8 protein-coding genes are annotated in these 11242 nt (G+C 71.4%); 4 read left to right on the top strand and 4 right to left on the bottom strand.

The window, feature by feature from the left end; translation table 11 throughout:
* Positions 1-4: 4 nt before the first annotated feature.
* Complete coding sequence (deoC, locus tag JMF97_RS22430; RefSeq protein WP_203223323.1) at positions 5-1009, bottom strand: deoxyribose-phosphate aldolase; 1005 nt, start codon at positions 1007-1009, stop codon at positions 5-7.
* Positions 1010-1131: 122 nt separating this feature from the next.
* Between deoC and upp the strand changes: the two genes are divergently transcribed.
* Both upp and JMF97_RS22420 read left to right on the top strand, forming a co-directional pair.
* Positions 1132-1764 carry a uracil phosphoribosyltransferase gene (upp, locus tag JMF97_RS22425; protein WP_126711843.1) on the top strand — a complete coding sequence of 211 codons (633 nt, stop codon included), beginning with the start codon at positions 1132-1134 and terminating at the stop codon, positions 1762-1764.
* A 125-nt stretch (positions 1765-1889) separates the two neighbouring features.
* Positions 1890-2564, top strand: coding sequence for a GOLPH3/VPS74 family protein (locus JMF97_RS22420; RefSeq protein WP_203223322.1), 675 nt, complete (start codon positions 1890-1892; stop codon positions 2562-2564).
* 317 nt (positions 2565-2881) lie between these two features.
* Here JMF97_RS22420 and JMF97_RS22415 read toward each other — a convergent pair whose 3' ends face one another.
* Positions 2882-4546, bottom strand: coding sequence for a phospho-sugar mutase (locus JMF97_RS22415; RefSeq protein WP_203223321.1), 1665 nt, complete (start codon positions 4544-4546; stop codon positions 2882-2884).
* Between the two features lie 48 nt (positions 4547-4594).
* Entirely contained in the window at positions 4595-6688 is a 2094-nt protein-coding gene (locus JMF97_RS22410; RefSeq protein ID WP_203223320.1) for a serine/threonine-protein kinase, read from the bottom strand.
* 208 nt (positions 6689-6896) lie between these two features.
* On the opposite strand from JMF97_RS22410, the gene JMF97_RS22405 reads away from it, so the two are divergent.
* The gene (locus JMF97_RS22405) at positions 6897-8480 is read left to right on the top strand and encodes an acyl-CoA mutase large subunit family protein (protein ID WP_013731541.1); all 1584 of its coding nucleotides are present in this window, start codon (positions 6897-6899) and stop codon (positions 8478-8480) included.
* 464 nt (positions 8481-8944) lie between these two features.
* Positions 8945-10207 (top strand): amidohydrolase, encoded by a 1263-nt coding sequence (locus JMF97_RS22400; RefSeq protein WP_043719675.1) that lies wholly within the window; start codon positions 8945-8947, stop codon positions 10205-10207.
* Here the strand turns inward: JMF97_RS22400 and JMF97_RS22395 are convergent.
* On the bottom strand, positions 10164-11144 hold the full coding sequence (locus JMF97_RS22395) for a DUF4349 domain-containing protein (RefSeq protein WP_238359895.1): 981 nt from the start codon (positions 11142-11144) through the stop codon (positions 10164-10166). The two genes, JMF97_RS22400 and JMF97_RS22395, sit on opposite strands and share 44 nt — an antisense overlap.
* Positions 11145-11242 lie beyond the last annotated feature (98 nt).

Here is an 11242-nt window from a genome sequence, read left to right as displayed (position 1 = left end):
GCGGTCAGTCCAGGGTGAAGTAGTCGGGGCCGGCGTAGACACCGGTCGTCAGCTTGGTGCGCTGCATCAGCAGGTCGTTGAGCAGGCTGGACGCGCCGAAGCGGAACCAGTCCGGGTGCAGCCAGTCCGGCCCGACGGTCTCGTTGACCATGACCAGGTACTTGATGGCGTCCTTGGTGGTCTTGATGCCGCCGGCCGGCTTCACGCCGACCTGCCGCCCGGTGGCGGACCGGAAGTCACGGACCGCCTCCAGCATCACCAGGGTCACCGGCAGGGTGGCGGCGACCGGGACCTTGCCGGTGGAGGTCTTGATGAAGTCGCCGCCGGCCAGCATCGCCAGCCAGGAGGCACGACGGACGTTGTCGTACGTGCCCAGTTCGCCGGTCTCCAGGATCACCTTGAGGTGAGCGTCCCCACAGGCTTCCTTGGTGGCCACGATCTCGTCGTAGACCTCGCGGTACCGACCGGCCAGGAAGGCTCCCCGGTTGATCACCATGTCGATCTCGTCGGCACCGGCCTCGACGGCGGCGCGGGTGTCGGCGAGCTTGACCTCCAGCGGTGCCTGACCGGACGGGAACGCCGTCGCCACGCTGGCCAGGTGCACCACCCCGGCCGGTGCGGCGCCGTTCGCCGGTCCGCCCGACGGCCGTCCGGACCCGCGCAGCACCTCGGCCGCGTACGGGACCATCGAGGGGTAGACGCAGACCGCGCCGACGTGCGGGCAGGACGGGTCGGCCGGGTCGGGCCGCAGCGCCTTGGCGGCGAGCGCCCGCACCTTGCCCGGGGTGTCCGCGCCTTCCAGCGTTGTCAGGTCGACCATTCGGATCGCGAGGTCGATGGCCTGGGCCTTGGCGGTGGTCTTGATGGAGCGGGTGCCGAGTTGGGCCGCCCGCTGCTCGGCGCCGACCTGGTCCACGCCCGGTAGGCCGTGCAGGAAGGTCCGCAGAGCGGTCTCGGATCGTCCCAGCTCGGTGAGTTCCGAGTGGGCCGACGTCGCTGTCGCCGTCATGTCCCGAAGTCTACGCAGACCGACGACGAGTGATCTTGACCAATGCGCTCCGGTGGTGAGCAGGGTCGCTGGTCGGGCCGGGGGCCGCGCACCACTGTCGGCGGCGGGTAGGTTGAGCGATCGTGGACGTAATCGTCATTGACCACCCGCTCGCCCAGTCCCGGCTGACCGCCATGCGGGACGAACGCACCGATTCATCCTCGTTTCGGGCAGCACTGCACGAACTCACCACCATGCTGGTGTACGAGGCCGCGCGCTCCTTCCCGATCGAGCGGTACCCGGTGCAGACGCCGGTGACCGCGACCGAAGGCACCCGACTGGCCAACCCGCCGCTGCTGGTGCCGGTGCTGCGGGCCGGCCTCGGCATGGCCGACGCCGCGTTGGGGTTGCTGCCGGAGTCGTCCATGGGCTTCGTCGGGCTGGCCCGTGACGAGGAGACGTTCGAGCCGCGCGCCTACATGGAGTCGCTGCCCCGGGACCTGACCGGTCTGCCGGTGCTGGTTCTCGACCCGATGCTGGCCACCGGGGGCTCGCTGGAGCACTGCTGCCGGCTGCTCGCCGAGCGCGGCTGCACCGACATCACCGTGCTCTGCGTGCTCGCCGCTCCCGAAGGCATCGAGCGCCTCAAGCGCTCCAACCTGCCACTGCGCCTGGTCACCGCCGCCATCGACCAGGGTCTCAACGGCAGCAAGTTCATCGTCCCCGGCCTGGGCGACGCCGGCGACCGCCAGTTCGGCGGCATGCCCCGCTTCTGACCCCCACCCCACTGCGTTGATCATGAGGTTAGCGGCAGTCGTTGATCTCTGCGTTGCCGTCAACGTCATGATCAACGGGGAGAGACGGGGGGTTGGAGGTGGGGGGCGGGATAGCGTTTTGGAGCATGACGGGTGTTCCGCTTGCTGAGGAGTTGCTCCTGCTCGCGTATGACGACGAGAGCGGCAAGGCGACAATGCCGCGGATCAGCCTCGACCTGGGGATGGCTGCGGCGGCACTGATCGAGTTGGCCCTGGCCGGACGGATCGCGTACGACGACGGCGCGCTGACCGTGGTCGACCCGACACCGACCGGTGAGCCGGTCATCGACGACGTGCTCGCCCGGATCGCCGCCGACACCCCGCACAGCCCGTCGTCCTGGGTGCAACGGCTACGCCACGGCCTGCGCGACCGGATCCTCGGTGACCTGTGTGAGCACGGCGTCGTCCGCGATGTCGACGAGACGGAGCTGGGCTTCATCCACGTACACCGCTATCCGGTGCTGGACCGCTCGGTGGAGGCGGACACCCGGCAACGGCTCACCGCCGCGCTGACCGGAGCGGCACCGGACGAGCGGACCGCAGCGCTGGCGACCCTGGTCGCGGTGCTCCGCATGGAGTCCGCCCTCGGGCTGAGCGGCGAGGACGCCGAGCAGACCCATCACCGGCTGGAGGAGATCGCCAGCGGTGCCGGCTTCACCGGCGAGGTCAGCATCGAGGGGTCGGTGGTCCGCCCCTCGGTCGGCCTCGTGGTGGCCGCCCTGGGCCGTGCCGTCCAAGCCGCCCTCGGCCCCCGCCACTGACCCCGGAACCCGCCTCCGCGCGCCCGCCCTCCTCCCTGGCCGGCGCAGCTGGGCCGCCACCCAGTCAGGCCGCCCCCTGCCCGGCGCAGCGGGGCCGCCACCCAGTCGGGCCGCCCCCTGCCCGGCGTAGCGGGATCGCGGCCGGTTGCTGCTCTCCAGCGTGCCGGGTCAACCCCTCCACTTAGCCCCTTTGCTCTGCTTCAACCCGCGCACAGGTTTCCGTCCGGAACCGTTGCGTCCGTTGAAGCAGAGCAAAGGGGGCGCGGGGTGGTAGGGGGCCGGCACAGGCCACGAGGGGTGCTGCCGAGCCGTACTGGTCAGATGCCCAGGGCGGCGGCGGTCTCGCTGCGTAGGGCGGCAACCGCTAGCGCCGCGCGGGAGCGGGCCGCCGCGACGTCGCCGTCCGCGACCGGCTCCACCACCTCCAGGTACGCCTTGAGCTTCGGTTCGGTGCCGGAGGGACGGATCACCACCCGGGCGGTGCCGGTACGCAGGATCACCACGTCAGCTTCGGGGAGCAGATCCTGTGCCTCGGTGACCGGCTGGCCGAGCAGGGTGGCCGGGGTGGCGGCGCGGATGCGGGCCATCGCGTCGGCGATCAGCCGCAGGTCGTCGACGCGTACGGAGAGTTGGTCGGTGTGGTGCACGCCGAACTCGGCGGCCAACTCGTCCAGCCGGTCGGTGAGCGTACGACCCTGCGCCTTGAGCCCGGCGGCCAACTCGGCGACGGTCAGCGCGGCGGTGATGCCGTCCTTGTCCCGGACGTGCTCGGGGGCGACGCAGTAGCCGAGCGCCTCCTCGTAGCCGAACACCAGCGGTTCGGCTCCGCCACCGGCCCGGACGATCCATTTGAACCCGGTCAACGTCTCGTCGTACGGCAGGCCCCGGGCGGTGCACATCGCCCGCAGCAGCGACGACGACACGATGGTGGTGGCGTACAGGCCGGTCACCCCGCGCCGCATCAGGTGATCGGCGAGCAGCACCCCCACCTCGTCGCCGCGCAACATCCGCCAACCCTGCTCGCCCCGCACGGCCACGGCGCAGCGGTCGGCGTCGGGGTCGTTGGCGATGGCCAGGTCGGCGCCGGTCGATTCGGCGAGCGCGACGAGCCGGTCCACCGCGCCCGGCTCCTCCGGGTTGGGGAAGCTGACGGTGGGGAAGTCCGGGTCCGGTTCGGCCTGGTCGGGCACCACCCCGGGCACCGGGAACCCGGCGGCGGTGAAGGCGGCGGTGAGTACGGCCGCGCCGACGCCGTGCAGCGGGGTGTACGCCACGTTCAGCTCGCGCGGACCGCCCGCGGGCAGCACCTCGACCGCGCGGGCCACGTAACCGGCGACCAGCTCGTCGCCGAGCACCTGACCGATCGGACCGAGCGGCACCTCGGCGAGCGGGCCGACCGCCCGGATGGCGGCCTCGATGCCGGCGTCGGCCGGCGGCACGATCTGCGCCCCGGCACCCAGGTCGCCGCCCAACTCGGCACCGAGGTAGACCTTGTAGCCGTTGTCCTGTGGCGGGTTGTGGCTGGCCGTCACCATCACCCCGGCCACCGCCCCGAGTTGCCGTACCGCGTAGGCGAGCACCGGGGTGGGCAGGGGTCGGGGGAGCAGCAGGGCGGCGCGTCCCGCCCCGGTGGCCACCTGGGCGGTCCGCTCGGCGAACTGCCGGGAGCCGCGCCGGGCGTCGTACCCGATCACCAGGGGGCCGGTGCCGCCCTGGGCCGCGAGCCAGGCGACCAGTCCGGCGGCGGCCTGGGTGACCACGGCGAGGTTCATCCCGTTGGGGCCGGCCCGCAGCGGGCCACGGAGGCCGGCGGTGCCGAAGGTCAGCGGGCCGGCGAACCGGTCGGCCAGCTCCGGCGCGGTGGCGGGAAGACCGTCGAGCACCGCCTGCAGTTCCGTCCGGTCGGCCGGGTCCGGATCGTCGGCGAGCCAACGCTCGGCCCGCTCGCGAATGCTGTCAAGGTCTTCGGTGTCCGCCGCCATTGGGTCTTGATAGCACGTCGGCGGATCACCGCGGGCGCTCGCCCCGACTCAGCCGGCGTTGGTGAGCTGGAACGACTTCACCATCTCCTCGTAGATCGGCTTGCTCTCCTCGAAGCGGGAGTCCGTCGCGGTCAGGTAGAAGGAGTACATCCGGCCCTCGTGGGCCACCCCCTGCCAGATCCCGTGCCGCATGTTCTCGCCCTTGCCGCAGGTGTACTCGAACTCGGCCGACGGCTTACCGGCCAGCTCCTTCTGCTCCATCGAGATCTGGTTGTACGGCTTGGCGCAGGAGGCCGACCTGCCCTTCAGGCCGTTCTCGGCGACCTCCGCCCAACGGGCCGAGTCGCCACGCCATTCCTCGTTGAGGATGCGTACCCGCCGGCCGCTGTCCTCGGGATCGGTGTAGTCGGTGTAGACGCCACCGGTGGCCTTCTTCCAGCCCTTGGGCACCAGCACCTGCACTCCGCGCGCCGAGTGTTCCTGCATCTCGATGCCCGGACCGGCGTCGGCGGAGGGGGAGGGGTCGGCGACCGGGGTGGTCGGTGACGAGTCCTCGCCGCCGGAGAGCGCCACGATGCCGATCAGCAGGATCAGCGCCAGGCCGCCGGCCGCGGCGAGCTGCATCTTGCGCGGCCAGCCCTTGACGGTGTCGACCAGCTGGGTGCCGGCTGCCTTCGCCTTGTCCATCGGGCTGCCGCCGGCGGGCGCCGGCCGGGCCCCGTACGGCTGGCTGGGCGCTGCCGGCCACTGGCCGCCGTAGTCACCGCCGATGTGCTGGGTGGCCTCCGGCTGGCCGCCGCCATAGCCGAACGCCGCCGGCCCGACCCGTTGGGTCGCGTCGGCACCGCCGATGCGCTGGGTGGCATCCGCCCCGCCGATCCGCTGGGTGGCGTCGGCACCGCCGAACCGTTGCGTCGTGTCCGCCCCGCCGATGTGCTGGGTCGCGTCCGCGGCGGTGCCGTAGGTGCGGCCGACCGGTGGCGGGGACATCGCGCCGCCCTGGCCCGGTCGGGCCAGGGCGTCGGCGCTGGTCTCCTCCATCGCGGCGGGGCTGACCGGGGTCCCCTGGCCGGGGCGCTCACCGCGGCGCAGCGCGGCCAGCCGGTCGGTGAGCGACTCGCCGGGAGCGAGCATCGCCGAGCCGCCGATCTGGCCGGACGGCTTGGCCTTGGCCGGGGCGGCTGGGGCGCTGATCGGCGCGGGCTGCGGCACCTGCATCACCGAGTACGGGTCGGTCATCGAGTTGACCGCGGCGGCGTTGCTGCTGAGCGGGCCGGCGAGCAGTTCGCGCAGCATGGCGCGGGCGGTGTGCACGTCGAGTCGGCGGGCCGGGTCCTTCTCCAGCAGGCCCATCAGCACCCGGGTCAGCGGGCCGCTGCGCTGCGGCGGGGCCGGCGGGTCCTCGACCACGGCGTGCATGGTCTCGATCGGGTCGCCCCGGTCGAACGGGGGTCGACCCTCCACCGCCGTGTAGAGCGTCACGCCGAGGGAGAACAGGTCGCTGGGCGGGCCGAACTCCTGCCCCATGGCCCGCTCGGGCGAGATGAAGTGCGGTGAGCCGAGCACCATGCCCGGCGTGGTGAGCTGCACGTCGGTGGGCATCCGGGCCACCCCGAAGTCGGTGAGCACGCAGCGCCCGTCGGAGCAGATCAGCACGTTGGCCGGCTTGACGTCGCGGTGCAGCACACCGATCGCGTGGGCCACCTCCAGGGCGCCGAGCAGCGCGATGCCGATCTTGGCGACCACCCGCTGGGCGATCGGCCCGTCCTCGATCACCATGTCGGCGAGGCTGCGGGCGTCCAGCAGCTCCATCACGATCCACGGCCGACCGGCCTCGGTGACCACGTCGTACACCTGCACCACGGCCGGGTGGGCGATGGCGGCGGCGGCGCGGGCCTCGCGCAGGGTGCGTTCGTACATCGCGTCGCGGTCGCTCGGGGCCAGCCCCGGCGGGAGGATGACCTCCTTGACCGCCACGTCGCGGCGCAGCAGCGTGTCTGTGGCTCGCCAGACCGTGCCCATGCCGCCGTTGCCCACCGCCGAGCGCAACGAGTAGCGGTCACCGATGACGGTGCCGGGTGTTGCGCGTCCATTGGTGGGAGTGCTGACTGGTCCGCCGCTCCACGTCGGGATCTGAGTCACAGAAAAGCCACCGGGGAAGTCGAGGGGGCTGGGACACAACCCCCCTATCTTGCTGGTTCAGACGCCCGATGCGAAAGCCGGCGCGACGGACGTTTACCGTACTGAACGGTACGTGTGCGCCCCCTCACCTCTCGTCGTGGCGGCCGCCGAGGTCACTCGCGTGCCACCCCGCACCGGCTGACCTGTTGCTTCGTCCTACCATCCGGTGATGAGCGAGCGGCGGCTGAGCGAGTCCGGTTTCCCGATCAAGGACGTCTACACGGCGGAAGACGTCCCCGGTGACCTGGATGCCCAACTGGGCTCGCCGGGCGAGTACCCGTACACCCGTGGGGTTTATCCCACGATGTACACGTCGCGCCCGTGGACCATGCGCCAGTATGCCGGTTTCGGCACCGCCACCGAATCCAACGCGCGGTACCACCAACTGTTGCGGGCCGGCACGATGGGTCTGTCGGTCGCCTTCGACCTGCCGACCCAGATGGGGTACGACTCCGACGACCCGATCGCCTCCGGCGAGGTGGGCAAGGTCGGCGTGGCCATCGACTCGATCGAGGACATGCGGCTGCTCTTCGACGGCATCCCGCTGGACCAGGTCTCCACCTCGATGACGATCAACGCGCCCGGTTCGGTGCTGCTGCTGCTCTACCAGCTCGTCGCCGAGGAGAACGGGGTGCCGGGCGCCGCGCTCAACGGCACCATCCAGAACGACATCCTCAAGGAGTACATCGCCCGGGGGACCTACATCTTCCCGCCGAAGCCCTCGTTGCGCCTGGTCGCCGACACGTTCGGCTACTGCCGGGCCGAGGTGCCGAAGTGGAACACGATCTCCATCTCGGGCTACCACATGGCCGAGGCCGGCGCGTCTCCCGTGCAGGAGATCGCCTTCACGTTGGCCAACGGCGTCGAGTACGTCCGGGCCGCGATCGCCGCCGGGCTGGCCGTGGACGACTTCGCCCCCCGGCTGTCGTTCTTCTTCGTCGCGCGTACCACCCTGCTGGAGGAGGTCGCCAAGTTCCGGGCGGCCCGGCGGATCTGGGCCCGACTGATGCGCGACGAGTTCGGGGCGAAGAACCCGAAGTCGATGATGCTGCGTTTCCACACCCAGACCGCGGGCGTGCAGTTGACCGCCCAGCAGCCCGAGGTGAACCTGGTCCGGGTGGCCGTGCAGGGGCTCGGCGCGGTGCTCGGCGGCACCCAGTCGCTGCACACCAACAGCTTCGACGAGGCGATCGCGCTGCCGACCGAGAAGGCGGCCCGGCTGGCGCTGCGTACCCAGCAGGTGCTGGCGTACGAGACGGACCTGACCGCCACCGTCGACCCGTTCGCCGGGTCGTACGTGGTGGAGGCGATGACCTCGGAGATCGAGGCGGCGGCGGACGCGCTGATGGCCCGGGTCTTCGAGCACGGCTCGGCGGTGGAGGCGATCGAGGCGGGCTTCCAGAAGCGGGAGATCGAGCAGTCGGCGTACCGGATCGCCCAGGAGATCGACTCGGCGGAGCGGGTGGTGGTCGGGCTCAACCGGTTCGCCATCGACGCCGAGGAGCCGTACGAGCCGCTGCGGGTGGACCCGACGATCGAGGCGGCGCAGGCCGAACGGCTGGCCAAGTTGCGCGCCGAGCGCGACGGCGCCGCCGTTCAGCGGGCCCTGGCCGACCTGCGGGAGGCCGCCACCGGCAGCGCCAACGTGCTCTACCCGATGAAGGAGGCGCTGCGTCTGCGGGCCACCGTCGGTGAGGTGTGCGGGGCGCTGCGCGAGGTGTGGGGTCTCTACCGTCCGACCGACCGGTTCTGACCGACCGTCGCGCTGCGTGTCGGTGCGCCCGTCCTGGGTATTGCGGTTCGAGTGCACCTGTCGACGTTCTCCGGCTGATCTCTGACGCACACGGTGTCCGGCCGGAGGACGACCGTGCGTGTGAACGTGCCACGGTGCGCTCGTCGCCGGGTGTGGTCGGGTAATTGTCGTAGGGTCAGTTGATCGAGCGACTAATGCGACAATTCGGAAACGGTGCCGAAAGTCCTCCGAAGGATTTTCGGTCCGGTACCCGATTACGCGTTGTAGGAGGTGAGGGGCGGATGACGACGTTCAACGGCGATCTACCTGCTGTCTCGCTCCGCTCCGGTGGCTCTCAGCAGGGCATACGTGACGCTGCGCGGTCCGACCATCACCGGAACGAGGTTGCGCAGAGTTACCACCAGAGGTCTACCCTGTCTGCTGTCCCCGATGATCCATCCATTCCTAGTGATCGAGAATTCGACGTGACGACTGCGTTGACGATGCCCACCGGCGAGCAGCTGGTGGCGTCCTGGTCCGAAGCGCCGCCGCCGGGCGGCCAACCTCTGCCGGCCGAGTTGGACCACCTGCTCGCCCTGCGGGTACCGGGCCTGATCGCCACTCGCCGTCACATCCACTCGCATCCGGAACTGTCCGGGCAGGAGTTCGAGACCGCGGCCCTGATCGCCCGGGAACTCTCCCTGGCCGGGCTCAGCCCCCGCATGCTGCCCAAGGGCAACGGGGTGATCTGCGACATCGACGGCCGCCCGGACGGTCCGGTGATCGCGCTGCGCGCCGACATCGACGCGCTGCCGCTGACCGACGCCAAGGACGTGCCGTACCGCTCCACGGTGGACGGGGTCTGCCACGCCTGCGGTCACGACGTGCACACCACGGTCATGCTCGGCGTCGGCATGATGCTGGCCCAGCTCGCCGACCTGGGCGAGCTGCCGGGCCGGGTGCGGCTGATCTTCCAGCCCGCCGAGGAGATCCTGCCCTGCGGTTCGCTGGAGGTGATCGAGGCCGGCGGTCTCGACGGGGTGGTGCAGATCTTCGCGCTGCACTGCGACCCGAGCCTGCCGGTCGGCCGGATCGGGCTGCGGGTCGGTCCGATCACCGCCGCCGCCGACAACGTCACCGTACGGCTCACCGGGCCGGGTGGCCACACCGCCCGTCCGCACCTGACCGTCGACCTGGTCGACGCCCTCGGTCGGCTCGTCACCGAGGTTCCCGCCCTGGTCAGCCGCCGGGTGCCGGCGAACAGCGGCCTGCTGCTGGTCTTCGGTCACGCCTCCGCCGGCACCCAGTACAACGTCATCCCGTCTGAGGCGTCCGCCTCCGGCACGCTGCGGGTGATGGACCGCGACACCTGGCACAGCGCCCCGGACATCGTCACCCAGGTGGTCCGCGACGTCCTCGCCCCGACCGGCGCCACGGTCGACATCGAGTACCTGCGTGGTCGTCCGCCGGTCAGCAACGACAGCCAGGCCATCAGCGTGCTGACCGCGGCCACCATCGCCGCGCTCGGCCCGCAGGGCGTCGCGGAGACCCCGCAGAGCATGGGCGGCGAGGACTTCTCCTGGTACCTGGAGTACGTCCCAGGTGCGCTGGCCCGGCTCGGCGTCGGCCGCGCCGGGCCCAACGTGGACCTGCACCGGCCGTCGTTCGACGTCGACGAGCGCGCCATCCCGGCCGGCGTACGACTCATGGTGCAGACCGCGCTCCAGGCACTGGCGGCGCACCGCTGACCTCGCCCGGCACCGCCAACCCCGACGGTGGCGGCGCGCCGACCGGCGCGACCAGCGCCGGCCCGGTGTCCCGGTCGCGCCGGCGTCGCCGATGCCACCACCAGAGCAACCCCAGCGGTACGCCGAACACCAGCAGCCACGGCAGGATCGCGCCGAGCACGGTGACCAGTACGGTCATCGAGGCCAGGAAGACCTTCCAGCCGCCGCTGAGCCCGACCAGGAAGCCGAGCTGATCCTCGTCCTCGGTGGTGCTCGCGTTCGGGCCGACAAGCGTGACGGTGATCGTGGACAGTGCGGTCAGGTCGCCCAGCCGTCGCTTCTTCGCCTCCAGCGAGGCGAGGTCGGCCTCCCGGCGGCCCAGTTCGTTCTCCAGGCTGATCAGATCGCTTATCGAGTCGGCCTGGGCCAGCAACCGTCGGGCGCTGTCCACCCGGGCCCGCTGGGTGGCGATCCGCGCGTCCAGGTCGATGGTCTCCTCGGTGACGTCCTGGGTGTCGATCTGCCGACGCTGCTGGCTGCCCAGCCGGGCGAGCTCCTCCACCACCGGGTAGAACCGGTCGGCCGGTACCCGCAACTGCAGCTCCGCGACCGCGTCCGCCGCGGCGCTGCGCCGCTGGTCGCCGCCGACGAAGCCACCGGCTCGGGTCGCCGCCGCGACGGCCTCGCGGGCCTTGACCTCCACATCGTCCACCTTGATCTCCAGGGATCCGGTGTAGATGATCGAGCGTTGTTCGACCCGGGTGTCGGTCGCCGTACCGGCCTCGCCCCGCGCCGGCTCACCGGCCTCCTGGTCCGCCATCGGCGGCCGGGCGGCACCCGCGTCCGAGCTGGTCGCCTCGTCGGTGCCACTGCCACTGCCACAACCCGCGAGCACCAGCAACGCGAGCAGCGCACCCACCGCCGCCGTCCGATGCCGACCGACTCTTCGTAGTCTCATCCCCGTACCCCTCTTCCGGCCCCGCTGCGTGGTGATAACTCGGACGCCCCGCGCCACCTCACGGGTTCCGGCAGACTGCGCTGGAGAAGTCACGATTC

This window comes from Micromonospora fiedleri (assembly GCF_016774385.1).
GTDB classification, from domain to species: Bacteria; Actinomycetota; Actinomycetes; order Mycobacteriales; family Micromonosporaceae; genus Micromonospora; species Micromonospora gifhornensis.
The sequence above is the reverse complement of the archived record's forward strand: the minus strand, read 5'-3'. Positions and strand labels throughout refer to the sequence as shown.

Bases quoted from the DNA above. Each gene is read 5' to 3' on its own strand.
- deoC (WP_203223323.1), bottom strand. From the start codon at position 1,009: ATGACGGCGACAGCGACGTCGGCCCACTCGGAACTCACCGAGCTGGGA.
- JMF97_RS22420 (WP_203223322.1), top strand. From the start codon at position 1,890: ATGACGGGTGTTCCGCTTGCTGAGGAGTTGCTCCTGCTCGCGTATGAC.
- JMF97_RS22415 (WP_203223321.1), bottom strand. From the start codon at position 4,546: ATGGCGGCGGACACCGAAGACCTTGACAGCATTCGCGAGCGGGCCGAG.
- JMF97_RS22405 (WP_013731541.1), top strand. From the start codon at position 6,897: ATGAGCGAGCGGCGGCTGAGCGAGTCCGGTTTCCCGATCAAGGACGTC.
- JMF97_RS22395 (WP_238359895.1), bottom strand. From the start codon at position 11,144: ATGAGACTACGAAGAGTCGGTCGGCATCGGACGGCGGCGGTGGGTGCG.